We start from the raw sequence: 15,285 nt of genomic DNA on the forward strand, positions 1-15,285 counted from the left end.
CGCCCCCCACACGCGCCCGCCGGCCGGGGGGGCGCCCGGCCCCAGTCGGGGGGGGCGGGTCCAAGGTTGGCCTTACCCTCCTCCCTCCCCCTCGGGGGGCGGGCGTGTAAAGAACCGGTGCGGTGGGGTTCCTCCCCCCCCCTCTGGGGGGGGGGGTGGGGGGGGGGGGCAAGGATTGACGGCGCGGGGGCCCCCTCACCCCCCCCCCCCCCGCCCCCCCCCCCCCCCCCCACATAAGGGGGAGGGAAAAAGTCCTGTGTTCCAAGGGTCTTATCGACGAGCCGGATCGGTCGATCCGTTGGTCTCTGTGACGGCCGTTCTTCGAAGTATGCCACCAGCGAGGTCGCCATGACCCAGGACATTCTCAGCCTGATCCACCGGTTCGAGCCCGGCGCACCGGCCGCCCGGCCGCTGCTGCTCCTGCACGGGACCGGCGGCAACGAGCACGATCTCCTGCCGCTCGGCCGGATCGTGGCCCCGGGCGCCGCCCTGCTGTCGCCCCGCGGGGCGGTGTCGGAGAACGGCATGCCGCGCTTCTTCCGGCGCCTCGCCGAGGGCGTGTTCGACGAGGCTGACCTGCGCCGCCGGACTGCGGACCTAGCCGCCTTCGTTGGCGCGGCGCGGGACCGTTACGGGATCGAAGCACCCCTGGCGCTCGGCTTCTCGAACGGCGCCAACATCGCCGCCGCGCTGCTGATGCTGCACCCGGAGGTGCTGGCGGGCGCGGTGCTGATCCGGCCTATGGTGCCGCTGGCCGAGCCCCCCGATGCCGACCTCGCGGGCAAGCCAGTGCTGATGCTCTCCGGCGCCATGGACCCGATCGTCCCGGCCGAGAATGCGGGCCGGCTCGCCCGGCAGCTCGAAGCCGCCGGCGCGGCGGTCGAGCACCGGGTCGTGCCGGTCGGTCACGGCCTCTCGCAGGCCGATGTCAGCCTCGCGGCCGACTGGGTCCGCGGGCTCGCCCGGCCGGACGCGGCCTGATCGCCAAACCTCCCCCTGCCGACACGGAGTCCCCCCATGGCATCCCCGATCGCCCCCGCGCTGGCGTTTCTGCCCGTGACCGGCCGGGTCCTGATGAGCGCCCTGTTCCTGGTGAGCGGAATCGGCAAGCTCGCCGCCCCGGCCGCGACGCTCGCCACCATCCGGGCCGCCGGCCTGCCGCTGCCGGAGGTCTCCTATGCGGCCGCGACGCTGGTGGAGATCGTGGGCGGCCTGCTGCTGATCGCGGGCTACCGGACCCGGCTCGTCGCCCTGGCGCTCGCGGGATTTACGGTGGCGACCGCCCTGACCTTCCACACGGCGCTGGCGGACCCGAACCAGATGTTCCACTTCCTGAAGAACCTCGCCGTGGCGGGCGGCTTGCTTCAGGTCGCGGCCTTCGGGCCCGGCCCGTTCAGCCTCGACGCGCGACAGGGCCGGGCCTGATCGGGCGCCACCGTCACGCAAGGAACCCTGATGACCGCCACCGACCAGCCGCTCGCCCTCGGGATCATCGGCGCGGGCATCATGGGCGAGCGCCTGATCGGCGCGATCCACGGCGTATCGGACTCACCGGTCCGGATCGCCGCCCTCTGGGACCCGTCCCCGGAGGCCCTGGCGCGGGTGGGTGCGGCTTTCCCGGGCGTGCCGCTCGTCGCCGATGCCGCCGCCGTGGTGGCAGCGAGCGCCTGCGTGTACGTCGCCTCGCCGCCGGCCTCGCATCTCGGCTACGCTCGCGCGGCGCTGGCCGCCGGCCGGACCGTCTTCTGCGAGAAGCCCCTGGCGATCGACCGCGCCGAGGCCCGCGCCTTCGTGGCCGAGGCCGGGGCGGCCGGGGCGGTGAACTTCCCGTTCGCCTCCTCGCCCGGCGTCGCGGCGCTGGAGCGGTGGATCGCCGAGGGCGCGGTCGGTACGCCCCGGCGGCTCAGCATCAGGGTGCAGTTCGCCCGCTGGCCGCGCCCCTGGCAGGCCGATGCGGCGCGCTGGCTCGACGCCCGGGCCGAGGGCGGCTTCACCCGCGAGGTGGTCTCGCACTTCCTGTTCCTCGCCCGCCGCCTGTGCGGACCGCTGGACGGGCTTTCCGGCACGGTTGCCTTCCCGGAGGCCGGCCGCTCCGAGCGGGCGATCGACGTGACGCTGAGGGCCGGCGCCATCCCGGTGACCCTGACCGGCCGGGTCGGCGGCGTCCCGGAGGACGATCACAACACCTGGACGCTGGAGGGCGATGCCGGCGCCATCCGCCTGCGCGACTGGGCGATCGCCGAGCGGCGCGACCCGGACGGGACCTTCACCCCGGCCCCCGATGCCCTGCCCAACGTCCAGGCCCGCCCGATCGCCCTGCGCCGCCAGCTCGACGGCGTCGTCCGCATGACACGCGGCGAACCCCACCACCTCGCCACCTTCGCCGAGGCGCTCGCCGTGCAAGAGGTGGTGGAGGGGATTCTGCGGCTCTGAGGTTCGAGCGCGTCCTGCGTGTGATGGCGAGCCCGGATCAGCTCCCCAAGAGCTCGACCAGGAACGGGATCAGCGGCGCGTCGGCCGGGGGCATGGCGAGGTCGCGCAGGGCCTTGGGGCGGACCCATTTGAGCGCCTGGCCCTCCATCGGGCGCGGCGTGCCCGACCAGCGCCGGCAGACGTAGAGCGGCATCAGCAGGTGGAAGTCCGGATAGGCGTGGCTGGCGAAGGTCAGCGGCGCCAGGCACGGCTCCTCGACCCGGATGCCGAGCTCCTCGGACAGCTCCCGGATCAGGGTCTCCTCCGGGCGCTCGCCGGGCTCGACCTTGCCGCCGGGAAACTCCCACAGGCCGGCGAGCTGCTTGCCGGCCGGGCGCTCGCTCACCAGGATCCGGCCGTCGACGTCGACCAGGGCGACGGCGACCACCAGCAACAGGCGCAGGGCGGGCGTCTCGGGCCCGCTCATGGCGCCACCGCGAAGGTGGCCGAGATCTCGGAAGCGAGCTGGATCGTGCCGGCCTCGATCGGGACGCGCCGGCCCTTGGCGGCCATCGGCGCCGCGAGGGCACGGCCGAAGACCGGCGGGGGCGGGACCGCGCCCCCCGTGGTGGTCAGCACGCAGACCGGCCCGAGCTTGGCGCCGAGCGCCTCGGCCAGCGCCTCGGCCCGGGTCCGGGCATCGCGGGCCGCCGCGACCTGAAGGGCCGCCTCGGCCTTGTCGGGCTCGCGCAAACCGAAGCTCACCCCGTCGATCCGGTTCGCGCCCGACTCGAGGGCCTGGCGCAGCAGGTCACCGAGGCGGTCCATGTCGGCGAGGCGGACGGTCACCGCATTGCCGGCCCGGTAGCCGTCGGGCTCCTCGGTGACCGCGCCGCCGGGCCGGGTCACGGTGCGCGAGCCCGCCTGGAGCGACACCGCGGCGGTGCCGATATCGGCCGGCGGCACGCCGAGCGCGCGCGCCTGCGCCGAGACGCCGGCCACCGCCTTCGAGGCCGCGTCGAGGGCGGCCGCCGGGGTCGCGCCCCGGGCCTCGATCCCGACCGTGACCTCGGCGAAGTCCGGCGCCCGCGCCTCCGCGGCGTGCCCGACGACGCTGATGCGGCGCTTGCATGCGTCATCGTCGGCGTGCGCCCGGGCGGGCAGCAGGGCTAGCAGGAGAAGGCTGGCGAGGCCGGCCCTCACGAGCGGTAATCCCCGTTGATCTCGATGTAGGCCTTGGTCAGGTCGCAGGTCCAGACGCGGGCCTGTCCCTCGCCCAACCCGAGATCGACCCGGATGCCGATCTCCGGCTCGCGCATCACGGCGCTGGCGGCGTCCTCGCTGTAATCCGGGTCGCGGGCGCCCGCGACGGCCACGCGCACATCGCCGAACCAGATCGCGAGCCGGTCCCGGTCGGCCGGCTCGCCGGCCTTGCCGACCGCCATCACCACCCGGCCCCAATTGGCGTCCTCGCCGGCCACCGCGGTCTTCACCAGCGGCGAATTGGCGATCGACATCGCGATGCGGTGGGCGGAGGCGTCGCTCTCGGCGCCGGTCACCCGCACGGTGACGAACTTGCGCGCGCCCTCGCCATCCTTGGCGACGAGCTGGGCAAGCTCGATCAGCAGGCTGTCCAGGGCTTCCCGGAAGCCGGCGAGCCGCGGGTCGGCCGCGTCGGCGATCTCGGTCGTGCCGGCCTTTCCGGTGGCGAACAGCAGCAGGGTGTCGGAGGTCGAGGTGTCGCCATCCACCGTCACGCAATTGAAGCTGGTCTTGGTGCCGTCGCTCAGCAGCGCCTGGAGCGCCGCCTGGGGCAGGGCGGCGTCGGTGAACACGAAGGCCAGCATCGTCGCCATGTCGGGGGCGATCATGCCGGCGCCCTTGGCGATGCCGTTGATGGTCACGCGCACGCCGTCGATCTCGGCGGTGCGGGTCGCGAGCTTGGGGAAGGTGTCGGTGGTCATGATTGCCCGGGCGGCCTCGGCCCAGGCGGCCGGGCCGTCCGTGGCCCGGGCGGCGCAATCGGCCAGCACGCCCTCGAAGCGCTCGGCCGGGAGCGGCTCGCCGATCACGCCGGTGGAGGCGACGTAGACCTCCCGGTCGCCGCAGCCGGCCGCCTGCGCGGCGATCTGCACGGTCTTGGCGACGGCCTCCCGGCCGAGCCGGCCCGTGAAGGCGTTGGCGTTGCCCGAATTGACCACCACGGCCCGGGCCGCGCCGTGCGCCAGGGCCTCCCGGCACCAATCCACCGGCGCGGAGGGGCATTTCGAGCGGGTGAACACCCCGGCCGCGCGGGTGCCGGGAGCGAGGTCGACGTAGAGCACGTCGGTGCGGCCGCTGTAGCGGATGCCGGCCTGGGCGGTGGCGATTCGCACGCCCAGCAGCGGCGGCAGCTCCGGCACCGTAGCGGGCGCCAGCGGAGAGACGGGCGGGGATTTCGCGGACGACATCGGCTGAAAGCTCCGGCAGCGCGCGGGACCTCCCGCGGCGGCCCGGTGTTGCCCGCGCGACCCCGGCGCCGTCAACCGCACGCCTACGCGATGCTCATGCACGAGGCTGCATGCGTTTTGGGCAGCGGTGGCTCCGAATGCGGCGTCTTCACGGCGTCGGGCTTGCGCGAGGCTTGGTTCCCGGCATAGCATGCTGCATCGCAAAGCCAGAGCGAGGTCGAGTGCGGACGATGCCCACAACCGACGTCGAGACGGCCTCCGGCCGGCTGCCCCAAGGCGTCTGCTATAGGATCCAGGTGCTGGTCGTCGGCCGCCACAAGCGCTGGCGCGACGCGATTTCCGCCGAGATCCGGATGCTGGGCTATCAGGTCACCGCCTGCGACCGGGGCGTCGACGCCATGACGGTGCTGGCCCTCGGGCTGCCCGTGGACGTGATGGTGGTGGATGCGGCCCTGCAGGGCGGCGGCCTGTGCTGCGCGCAGCTCGCGGTCGAGGCGCGGGCCCTGCGCCCGGGCCTGCGCATCGTCCTCTCCAGCGATCCGTTCGACCCGCCGGAGCAGGAGGCCTCGGTGCTGGTCCCGGACGCCCTGTTCATCCAGCGCGAGCAGTTCCAGAACGGCATGGTCGCCTCGCTGATGCGCGAGGCGCTGGCGAATCGCGCGGCCTGAGGGCGGCCGCCTGCCGGATCCGCCGGGATCGAGGCCCGGCAGCTGTGCAGAGAACCAAGGAGCCCGGAGTTTCTCGCAACCCGTTGCGCGGCGGAATGCGGCTTCGGGCCGAAGATTGAACGGCGCCCTTCGCTGTTCTGCCCTCGCGATGCTGGTGCGGAGCGAAAGGCTCATGGGATCCAGCCGGGATCGGATCCGTCGTGTCGCGATTGCGGCCGCTGATCCGAGGCGACTGCGTCCGGCATCAATGAGACAGCTGAGTCGGCTTCATCGCATCGAAGTCGAGAGCATTATGTGCATCAATATGGTTCGGCGACCAATACTATTCAGTGATGATTGGTTTTTGTCGATGAATTGCTGTCGCATCACAAACATTTTTTAAAGGCGTCCTGTGTCAATATATGTAAGCTGCTTTAGCTGAATCTTATGCATCGCTAAGGGTTCCAGCTGAATTTTCGAACGAAAAATTGCTATATCGTTCTCGCAATTTCTTGATCGGACATCCAGAGGTCGAACTTTGCTGCTGAAAGATGCGGAGATGAGCATCAATAATTTTGGATCCACACAAGAGCGATTAAAAATTACGCTTCGATACCTGAAGTAAATAGCCGAATTCTGACATAACACTGTCACAGAAGGGATTTTTATCGCGGTTGTGCCCGCCGCGGGCGCGCTCTTGTGAAAGTCGATGCCTGTGAAGTTGGGAATCCGCCACCGGCTCTATGCCGGATTCACCCTGCTCGTGCTGATTGCTGCCGGCATCGGCGCCTATTCGCTCTACCAGCAGAGTTACATTATCGATCAATATGAGTCGCGGGCCCGGTTCGATACGGGCGTGCGGTCAATCCTCACGATCAACAGCCTTGCGGCCCGTCTCACCGGGACCGCTGAGATTTATCGCCTCGCGCCGAGCGCCGAGCAGATCACGACGCTGGAGCAGACGCGGCGCGTCATCGAGGAAAAGAGCCACGAGCATTTCATCCGTTCCCCGCAAAGCGATCGGCGCGCACTCTACGAGCAGATGAACAACGACGCTCGCGCCCTGAAGCCGGCGCTGGAACGCTTGGCCGTAGCGGGCACGAGCGTGAGCGAAGCCAAGATCGGCATGTTCAAGGCTGGCAATGCCGTCACAGGCGCGACGGAAGCACTGGCGATCGCGGTGCATGCCCGCTCGAACGAGGCCATGTCCGGTCGCATTCAGAAAATCGAGAATGCCGTTATGCGGGTCCGCCTCGAAGCCGCGCGCTTCATGATCAGGTTGGCCGCGGACGATAGGACGGCATTCGCTGCAGCGATCGAGCAGGCTCGCGGTACCCTGAAGGCATTCGGGGCTACGGAGGACGGTGCGACCGTCGCCCAGCAGATCAATGCCGTCGTCGAAGGTCTGGATGTCTATGCCGCCAGCTTCAAGGCCTGGGACAGCGCGATGGGTGTGGCGAAGGAGGCCTTCGAGAACGGTATCAAGCCGTTCGCGGACTCGATCGAGCGGGGCGGCGAGACTGCGCGCGACAAAATCTTCGTCGCGGTGAACGAGATCACCGAGGCGACCGCCGCCTCGGTGGCGAATGCCCGACGCATCCAGATCGGCCTGATCGGTCTCGCCCTGGCACTGGGCGGCGCTCTGGCCTTCCTGATCGCCCGCAGCATCATCCGGCCGATCGTCGGTATGACCGGTGCGATGAAGCGGCTGGCCGATGGCGATACCCAGTCCGTCGTACCGTTGCCGACGGTGCGCGACGAGATGCTTGAGATGGCCAAGGCGGTGGATGTGTTCCGCAAGAACGCCATCGCCCGCATCCAGCTGGAGGCCGCCCAGGCGGCCGAGCAGGCGGCGCGCCTGAGCCGGGCCGAGCGGGTCGATCAGTTGGTCCGCGTCTTCCAGCAGAACGTCGCCGCCTCGCTCGACGTGGTCACCGGAGCCGCCACCGAGCTCGACGCGACGGCGCGCTCGATGACCCAGGTCGCCGACGATACCAACACCCAGGCGGTGGCCTCCAGCGCCGCCGCCGAGCAGGCCTCGACCAACGTCCAGACCGTGGCGGCAGCAGCCGAGGAAATGGTCGCCTCGCTGCAGGAGATCGAGCGGCAGGTGATCCGCTCCAACGAGGTCGCCGGTGTCGCCGCCCACGAGGCCGAGACCACCAACGCCGCCATGGCCAGCCTGCGGCTCGCCGCCGATCAGATCGGCGCGGCGGTGACGACGATCTCGGGTATTGCCGGGCAGACCAACCTGCTGGCGCTGAACGCGACCATCGAGGCGGCTCGGGCCGGCGAGGCGGGCCGGGGCTTCGCGGTGGTGGCCGCCGAGGTCAAGGAACTGGCCGGCCAGACCGCCAAGGCCACCGACGAGATCGGCGGCCAGATCGCCGCGATCCAGGCCGCCACCGGCCAGGCCGCGGATGCGATCGAACAGATCGCCAGGACGATCGCGGCGGTCAACGAGATCAGCGGCTCGATCGCTTCGACGGTGGTGCAGCAGACGGCGGCGACCAGCGAGATCTCGCGCAATGCCGGCGAGGCGGCCCAAGGCACCCGGGACGTGTCCGCCAACGTGGCCAGCGTGCTGGCCTCGACGGGCGAGACCGGCAGCGCCGCCACGCAGGTGCTGAACGCGGCCTCCCAGCTGGCCTCCCAATCTCAGAAAGTCCGGCAGGAGGTCGACAGCTTCCTACGGGATATCCAGGCCGCCTGACGCGCGGGCGGCGGATGCCGGCGTCCCCGTCCGCCCGGCTATCGCCTTCCCGCAACCGTCTCCTTCGAGAGGGACGCCCAGCGTCGCCCTCGAAGGAGCCATCCCGAGCCCTTACGATCCTGGGGGCATCTCAGGATGCGGATAGCGGAATAGGATCCCGAGGCGGTGCGTCATCCGCAGCGTCAGATCGCGGCGGCGGGGTCCGTCTCGTCGCCGTCCGGGGTGCGTCGGGCGCGCGGGCGGCGGTCGAGGAGCGAGCGTCCGAGCGCGCGCAGCGGCGCAGTCAGCCGCCGGGCATCCTCGGCGCGCTCCATGAGCCGCTCGCCGTTGCGGATCTCCTTGTCGAGCTTGGCCATCGTCCGGGCGAGCGCCGGGTCGTCGTCCTCGAGCCAGACCTGGGTGACGCGGGCGAAGGCGATCACCACGCCCTGGAGCTTGAGCTGTCCCAGCGGCCCCTCGGTGTCGATCCCGGCCGCCGCCAGCATGTAGCGGTGCGAGTTCAGCATCACGCCGTTCAGGGCCAGCATCGACAGCGGCTCGCCGCGCAACGCGTAGGCAATCCGGCGCAAGGCGGGCTTGTAGGGGGTCATCGCGTCGAGCCGACGCATCAGCACGTCGAACAGGCGCTCGCGGGTCGGCTCCTCTTCGAGGCCGGCGCTGTCGCCTTCCAGCACCTTGCGGTCGATGATCCGGGTGAGGCCGCCCAGCACCGCGCCCTTCGAGGGGAACAGGTCGCGCAATTCGGCGAGCGTCAGGCCGGCCTCGCGGGCGATGTCGCCGATCTCGATGTCGTTCCAGGGCTGCTCGGCGGCGAGCCGCATCAGGGCCTCGACCGCGGCTTCCCGGGGCGGCAGCTTCGGCGGGCTGTCGGCCTGGGCGGGGGATTCCGGGGCCGCGCCGGCCTGGCTCGTGTCGTCCTGCGCGGCACCCGCAACCTTGCGGGTGCGCTTCGACGGGGCTCTGTTCTCGGTCATGGGTCTGTCGCCCGCTCCTGTCGGTCGTCGGTCCTCATGTAGGAAAGGCGGCGGCGATGGGCAGACCCGTCGCGCGGCGATGCCGCACGGATGTCAGCCGGCGAGTTCGGCCGCCCGGCGTTTGGCCGCCGCCACGGCCTCGCGCAGGAGCGGCGCCAAGCCGTCCGGACGCATCAGCACGTCGAGGGCCGCAGCCGTGGTCCCGCCCGGGGAGGTGACGTTGCGGCGCAACTGGGCTGCGTCTTCCTCGCTCGCTTCGAGGAGCGCTCCAGCGCCGGACACCGTGGCCCGGGCCAAAGCCTGCGCCACCGCCGGCTCGAGCCCGGCCGCGATCCCGGCTCCGGCCAGGGCCTCGACCAGCAGGAAGACGTAAGCCGGCCCGGAACCCGAAACCGCGGTCACGGCGTCGATCTGCGCCTCGTCGGCGAGCCAGGCCACCGTGCCGTTGGCAGCGAACAGGGTGTCGGCTGCATCGCGCTGGGCCGGCGTGACCTCGGCGCTCGCGCAGGCGCCGGTGGCACCCCGGCCGATGCTGGCCGGCAGGTTCGGCATGGCTCGGACCACGGCGCGGGCCCGGGGCAGCCGGGCGCGCAGGTCCGCGATGGTCTTGCCGGCCAGGATCGATACCAGCACCGTGTCGGGGCCGACGAGCCGGTCGAGGCCGGGGGCCGCCGCCTCCAGGCCCTGCGGCTTGATGGCCAGGACCAGAACCGCCCCGGGTTCCGGTTCCGTCGGATTGAGCCGGATGCCGCGCTGGGCGCAGAGATCCACGATCGCGCGGGCGGGCACCGGGTCGATGATTGTGGTGGCACGGGGATCAAGGCCGGCGTCGAGCCAGCCCGCCAGCATCGCGCCGCCCATCTTGCCGGCCCCGGCCAGGACCAGGGAGGCGGGCATCCGCCGCGCGTCGGGAACCGCCGTCACGCCTCGCCTTCGGTCTCGAACAGCACGGCGTCCAGCGCCTCGCGGGCGCTCTTGCCGGCCCAGAGCACGAACTGGAACGCCTGGAAGTAGCGCTCGCAGGCATCCACGGCGGTCTTCATCATGGTGGCGCATTGCGGATGGGTCGGCACCGCACCGCCGGCCAGCAGCAGCGCGTGGCGGAACATCACCACGCTGTCGCTCGACCACAGGTCGAAATGGCCGATCCAGAGCTGCTCGTTGATCATCGCGATCAGCCGCAGCACCTCGATCCGCTGCCGCTCCGGGACCTTCAGGTCGAAGGCGCAGGCCACGTGCAGGGCCTCCACGTCCTCGATCCAAGTGAAAGCGACGTGATAGTCGGTCCAGCGGCCGGGGCTGGTGATCGACATCTCGTCGGTCTCGGCCCGGTCGAAGATCCAGTCGCGCAGGGACGCCAAACGCTCGACGACGTCGAGCGGATGCTCGTTCCGGTCAGGGTCGTGGAAGTCGACGTGGAGAAGCGGCATGACGATCCAAAAGGACGGCCCGGAATCGACCCGGACCGACGTGACGGGGACGCGAGAAGAGTGTGAGAACACTCCGAGAACTTGAAACGACCGGCACAGACGGGCCGGGGGTGACGCGATCGACTGTCAAAGCTCTGCGGACATCGCCCCGCAACCGCCGAATCACCCTATGCCTGACTATAGACCGGCCGTGACTCGCGACACAAAGTGCAGGTCATGCTCGGTGAACAGGAAACGAAATCACCGGCTGCGCTTCCTGTGCAAAAGCCTGAAGCGTTGCCGTGGGGACTCAGACGACCTCGCTGAGCCCCGCCGCGCCGGCCCCGGCGCTGCTTTCCCGGGCCTCCAGGGCGGCGACGCGGGCGGCGAGCGCCTCGTTCTGGGTCCGGAGATTGGTCACCATATCGCGCAGCACGTCGAGCTCCTCGCGGGAGGCGATGTCGAGGTCGCGGACGAGGCGCTCGGCCTGCGCCTTGACCACGGTCTCCGCCTCGCGGCGCACGCCCTGGGCGGCGCCGGCCGCATCGGTCATCAGGCGGGCGAGATCGTCGAACAGTCGGTTCGAGGGGGGCATCGTGGTCTCCCGGATCGGCCGGCTGCCGTTCGGCGGCCTGACTGCGCGATTCAGGGTGACGAGATAGGAATCCGCGGGGTGCGGAGCAACGTCCGAAACGCGGTCCGGACATGGAAGCGGGGCCCGAAGGCCCCGCTCGTCGCAATCACATGCGGCGCATCATCCGCCGGTGCATCATCTTGCGGTGCATGTGCCGGTGCATCATCCGGCGCTCCATGCGCCGATGCATCATGCGGCGCTCCATCGGGGTCATACGGACCTGCGTCAGGGCGTCGGGCGCCGTGACGCCGGAGGGTAGGCCGGGGGCGGCGCTGGCGGGCTGGACGAGGGCGGCACCGCCCAGCGAGGCCAGCACGGCGAAGGCGAAGGTCAGTTTCCTCACGAGGAGACTCCAATGTTCTGATCTCCGGGCATGACGCCCGGTTCATCCTCCCAAACGGGAGGTTCGGAGAGTCGTCTCGTGCCGGTGAGGGCACGGCGGGCCCGCGAGGACCCGCCGCCAACAACTTCTGGATTAGAGATTCGTTTCCTCGAACGCCTTCACCCATTCGGCGCAGATGCCGGAACGGACGATGTCGTCGCGGGTGAACTCGACCACCGGGATCGGCATCATCCGGCTCTTGATCAGGTGCATGACCGTGCGCAGGCCGGAGGTCTCGCGCAGGTCCGTCTGGGAGACGTCGCCGTTGATGATGACCTGACAATCGTCGCCGATGCGGGTCAGGAACATCTTGATCTCGGCCGTGGTGGTGTTCTGTGCCTCGTCGAGGATCACCAGGCAGTTCTTGAAGGTGCGCCCGCGCATCACCTCGAACGGCACGATCTCGATATCGCCGGTCTTGAGCGCGATCTCGAAGGCGGCCTGGCCCATGCGCTCCTTCATGGCTTCCGTCAGCGGGGCGACCCAGGGGGCGATCTTCTCCTCGAGGGTGCCGGGGAAGAAGCCGAGCGAGCGGCCCGACGGCACGTTCGGGCGGGTGATCACGACCTTGGAGATGCGGCGCTGGCGGAGCTGGTCGGCGGCCCGGGTCCCGGCGATGTAGGTCTTGCCGGTGCCGGCGGGCCCGAGGACGATCACCTGGGAGGAGCTGGCCAGGGCGTCGAGATATTCGGCCTGGCGGTCGGTGAGGGGCTGGATCGGACTGAGGATGCGCTCGTCGTCGAAGCGTGTGCGGTGGATACGGGGCGTGCGGTCTTCAACCAGTTCAAGTCGTGTGCGGCGTCGCTTCATGGATCAACACTCCAACGGGACTTGCCAACCTGGATCTGTCGATGAACTGCCGTTTACCTTGTTGCTCCCGGATCTATTCTATTGCGAAACTAATTCCGGCGCCATGCCGAAGGTTCCGCCCCGTGCTATTCGCCTGTGGAGAGCGTCACGTCGCCTCGCCCGGGGTCGAATACGCAGTGCAAGCGTCGCACCAACGCGATTCGCACCGGACGTTTGCTCGGCGGGTGTGACTGGGGGGTGACGGTTCGTGCCGCGGTGCCGAAAAAGCCGGTCGCCTGACAAAGCTGCATCGGGCCGGGGGGGCGGGAATACGGGATGACGCGGCCTCCGGCACGAATGCGATCCGCCTCCGCCCGCACGGGCCAAGCCGACCGACCCTGCCCCCCTGAAGCGTCCGGGCTTGATCGGCCGGACTAGCTCGTTCCCGGCTGGATGAAGCTGTCGAGAACCATCTTCCGGCCGGCTTTATCGAAGTCGACGGTGAGCTTGTTGCCGTCGACGCCGGCGACGGTGCCCGGGCCGAACTTCATATGGAAGACCCGCTGGCCGTCCTGGAACGCCGAAGGCGTACCGCTCGACTTGGCGATCAGCTCGCCCTCGATCTGGCGCGGGCCGCCCGCCCGTCCGCCGGGGCTGTTGCCGAAGCCGGACCGGTTGCCGGTGCCGGCCGCGGTGTTGGCCTGGGCGCGCTGCCAGCCGGGTGTGCCGTAGCTGGAGCCGAACGGCGTCGGGTTGCGGTCGAACCGCGAGGCGCCGGCCGAGAAATGCGCGGGCGCCTCGACCACGTCGACGGCCGATTCCGGCAATTCGTCGATGAATCGCGAGGGAATCGTCGAGGACCACAGGCCGTGGATCCGCCGGTTGACCGCAAACGACAGCTTGGCGCGCTTGCGCGCCCGGGTGAGGCCGACATGGGCGAGGCGGCGCTCCTCCTCGAGACCGGCCCGGCCGCTTTCGTCCAGCGCCCGCTGGTTGGGGAACAGGCCGTCCTCCCAGCCGGGGAGGAACACGGTGTCGAATTCCAGGCCCTTGGCGGCGTGGAGCGTCATCAGCGACACCCGCTCGGCGCCCTCGGCCTCGGAGGCCTCCATCACCAGGGAGACGTGCTCCAGGAAGGCCGCCATGTCGGGGAACTCCTCCATCGAGCGGACGAATTCCTTCAGGTTCTCCAGGCGACCGGCGGCGTCGGCGGAGCGGTCCTTCTGCCACATCTCGGTGTAGCCGGATTCCTCCAGGATGGTCTGGGCGACCTCGTTGTGCGGCTGCGTCTCGATGAGCCGTGCCCAGCGCGAAAAACTCTCGGTGAGCGCCCGCAGGGTCGCGCGGACCCGGGGCTTCAACTCGTCGGTCTCGCACAGGCGCTGGGCGGCGATCAGCAGCGGCAGGCGGTTGGCCCGGCCGTAGGTGTGGAGCTGCTGCAGGGTGGCGTCGCCGAGACCGCGCTTCGGCGTGTTCACGATCCGCTCGAAGGCGAGGTCGTCGCTGACATTCATGGTGACGCGCAGATAGGCCAGCGCGTCGCGGATCTCGGCCCGCTCGTAGAAGCGCGGGCCGCCGACCACCCGGTAGGGCAAGCCGAGCTGGACGAAGCGATCCTCGATCTCGCGCATCTGCGCCGAGATCCGCACCAGCACGGCGATCTCGGAGAGGGGATGCTGCTTGGACTGCAGGGATTCGATCGATTCGGCGAGCTGGCGCGCCTCCTCCTCGGAATCCCAGGCGCCGGTGACGGTGACGCGCTCGCCCGGCTCGTCCTCGGTGCGCAGGGTCTTGCCCAGCCGGCTCTCGTTCTTGGCGATCAGGCCCGAGGCGGCGGCCAGGATATGGCCGGTGGAGCGGTAGTTGCGTTCCAGGCGCACCACGACGGCACCCGGAAAATCGTGCTCGAACCGCAGGATGTTGTCGACCTCGGCGCCCCGCCAGCCGTAGATCGACTGATCGTCGTCGCCCACGCAGGCGATGTTCTTGCGCGACTGCGCGAGCAGCCTGAGCCACAGGTACTGGGCGACGTTGGTATCCTGGTACTCGTCCACCAGGATGTAGCGGAACCGGTCCTGGTAATTGGCCAGGATGTCCGGGTTCTCGCGCCAGAGCTTGAGGCAGAGCAGCAGCAGGTCACCGAAATCGACGGCGTTCAGCGTCGCGAGCCGGGCCTGGTAGGCGGTGTAGAGCGCGCCGCCCTTGCCGAACGCGAAGGACGAGGCCTCGCCCGGCGGCACCTGCTCGGGCGAGAGGCCGCGGTTCTTCCAGCCGTCGATGGTGTGGGCCAGCGCCCGGGCCGGCCAGCGCTTCTCGTCGATGTTCTGGTCGGCGATCACCTGCTTCATCAGGCGCAGCTGGTCGTCGGTGCCCAGGATGGTGAAGTCGGATTTCAGCCCGACCAGCTCGGCGTGGCGGCGCAGGATCTTGGTGCCGATGGCGTGGAAGGTGCCGAGCCAGGGCATGCCCTCGCCGGCCGGGCCGATCAGCGCGCCGATCCGGAGCTTCATCTCCCGGGCCGCCTTGTTGGTGAAGGTCACCGACAGGATGTCGTAGGGGCGGGCGCGCCCGGTGGCGATCAGATGGGCGATCCGGGTGGTCAGCACCCGGGTCTTGCCGGTGCCGGCGCCGGCCAGGACCAGCACCGGACCTTCCGTCGCCTCGACGGCGCGGCGCTGCTCGGGGTTGAGCCCTTCGAGATACGAGGCGGCGTCCCGTCGGAGGGCGCCCATGGCGCGGGCGGCGATGGAGGTCGGAGCGCCGTCCCCGGCGGGCTGCGCGTGCGGGCCATTCTGCATTCCGCTTCCCTGGACCAAATCGCGAACGGCGTCGAGGCCATTCGGCTCGGCGCGGCCCTCTGGCGCCGTCCGGGACT

At 70.1% G+C, this 15,285-nt stretch carries 15 protein-coding genes; 5 read left to right on the forward strand and 10 right to left on the reverse strand.

Annotated elements, in window-relative coordinates; translation table 11 throughout:
• Positions 1–348 precede the first annotated feature (348 nt).
• Genes MKK65_RS15210 through MKK65_RS15220 form a run of 3 tightly spaced genes read left to right on the forward strand, consistent with a single transcriptional unit; the run spans position 349 to position 2,433 of the window.
• Positions 349–981 carry an alpha/beta hydrolase gene (locus tag MKK65_RS15210; RefSeq protein WP_243958619.1) on the forward strand — a complete coding sequence of 211 codons (633 nt, stop codon included), beginning with the start codon at positions 349–351 and terminating at the stop codon, positions 979–981.
• Positions 982–1,017: 36 nt separating this feature from the next.
• Complete coding sequence (locus MKK65_RS15215; RefSeq protein ID WP_243958620.1) at positions 1,018–1,425, forward strand: DoxX family protein; 408 nt, start codon at positions 1,018–1,020, stop codon at positions 1,423–1,425.
• A 30-nt stretch (positions 1,426–1,455) separates the two neighbouring features.
• Positions 1,456–2,433, forward strand: coding sequence for a Gfo/Idh/MocA family protein (locus MKK65_RS15220; protein ID WP_243958623.1), 978 nt, complete (start codon positions 1,456–1,458; stop codon positions 2,431–2,433).
• Between the two features lie 37 nt (positions 2,434–2,470).
• On the opposite strand, the gene MKK65_RS15225 is transcribed toward MKK65_RS15220, so the two are convergent.
• The 3 genes from MKK65_RS15225 to argJ are packed head-to-tail and all read right to left on the reverse strand — an operon-like array spanning position 2,471 to position 4,862.
• Entirely contained in the window at positions 2,471–2,899 is a 429-nt protein-coding gene (locus MKK65_RS15225; protein WP_243958625.1) for a (deoxy)nucleoside triphosphate pyrophosphohydrolase, read from the reverse strand.
• Positions 2,896–3,615: an SIMPL domain-containing protein gene (locus MKK65_RS15230; RefSeq protein WP_243958627.1), complete on the reverse strand. Its 720-nt coding sequence runs from the start codon at positions 3,613–3,615 to the stop codon at positions 2,896–2,898. Before MKK65_RS15230 ends, MKK65_RS15225 begins: the two co-directional genes overlap by 4 nt.
• Complete coding sequence (gene argJ, locus MKK65_RS15235) at positions 3,612–4,862, reverse strand: bifunctional glutamate N-acetyltransferase/amino-acid acetyltransferase ArgJ (protein WP_243958629.1); 1,251 nt, start codon at positions 4,860–4,862, stop codon at positions 3,612–3,614. The genes MKK65_RS15230 and argJ overlap by 4 nt, the downstream gene beginning before the upstream one ends.
• A gap of 230 nt (positions 4,863–5,092) precedes the next feature.
• Between argJ and MKK65_RS15240 the strand changes: the two genes are divergently transcribed.
• Positions 5,093–5,530 carry a histidine kinase gene (locus MKK65_RS15240; RefSeq protein ID WP_243958631.1) on the forward strand — a complete coding sequence of 146 codons (438 nt, stop codon included), beginning with the start codon at positions 5,093–5,095 and terminating at the stop codon, positions 5,528–5,530.
• A gap of 688 nt (positions 5,531–6,218) precedes the next feature.
• Complete coding sequence (locus MKK65_RS15245; protein WP_243958634.1) at positions 6,219–8,222, forward strand: methyl-accepting chemotaxis protein; 2,004 nt, start codon at positions 6,219–6,221, stop codon at positions 8,220–8,222.
• Positions 8,223–8,404: 182 nt separating this feature from the next.
• Here MKK65_RS15245 and MKK65_RS15250 read toward each other — a convergent pair whose 3' ends face one another.
• The 7 genes from MKK65_RS15250 to MKK65_RS15280 form a co-directional block, all read right to left on the reverse strand.
• On the reverse strand, positions 8,405–9,196 hold the full coding sequence (locus tag MKK65_RS15250) for a TetR/AcrR family transcriptional regulator (protein ID WP_201025766.1): 792 nt from the start codon (positions 9,194–9,196) through the stop codon (positions 8,405–8,407).
• Between the two features lie 93 nt (positions 9,197–9,289).
• On the reverse strand, positions 9,290–10,093 hold the full coding sequence (gene proC, locus MKK65_RS15255) for a pyrroline-5-carboxylate reductase (protein ID WP_243958868.1): 804 nt from the start codon (positions 10,091–10,093) through the stop codon (positions 9,290–9,292).
• A gap of 23 nt (positions 10,094–10,116) precedes the next feature.
• Complete coding sequence (locus tag MKK65_RS15260) at positions 10,117–10,626, reverse strand: YbjN domain-containing protein (RefSeq protein WP_058192796.1); 510 nt, start codon at positions 10,624–10,626, stop codon at positions 10,117–10,119.
• 289 nt (positions 10,627–10,915) lie between these two features.
• Positions 10,916–11,200 carry an accessory factor UbiK family protein gene (locus MKK65_RS15265; protein ID WP_243958636.1) on the reverse strand — a complete coding sequence of 95 codons (285 nt, stop codon included), beginning with the start codon at positions 11,198–11,200 and terminating at the stop codon, positions 10,916–10,918.
• A gap of 145 nt (positions 11,201–11,345) precedes the next feature.
• On the reverse strand, positions 11,346–11,582 hold the full coding sequence (locus MKK65_RS15270; protein ID WP_058192794.1) for a hypothetical protein: 237 nt from the start codon (positions 11,580–11,582) through the stop codon (positions 11,346–11,348).
• 132 nt (positions 11,583–11,714) lie between these two features.
• Positions 11,715–12,431 (reverse strand): PhoH family protein, encoded by a 717-nt coding sequence (locus MKK65_RS15275; protein ID WP_243958638.1) that lies wholly within the window; start codon positions 12,429–12,431, stop codon positions 11,715–11,717.
• A 413-nt stretch (positions 12,432–12,844) separates the two neighbouring features.
• Positions 12,845–15,208, reverse strand: a complete 2,364-nt coding sequence (locus MKK65_RS15280) for an ATP-dependent helicase (protein ID WP_243958640.1) — start codon at positions 15,206–15,208, stop codon at positions 12,845–12,847.
• Positions 15,209–15,285: the final 77 nt, after the last annotated feature.

Origin of the sequence: Methylobacterium sp. J-001, assembly GCF_022829565.1 — a bacterium.
GTDB lineage: Bacteria > Pseudomonadota > Alphaproteobacteria > Rhizobiales > Beijerinckiaceae > Methylobacterium.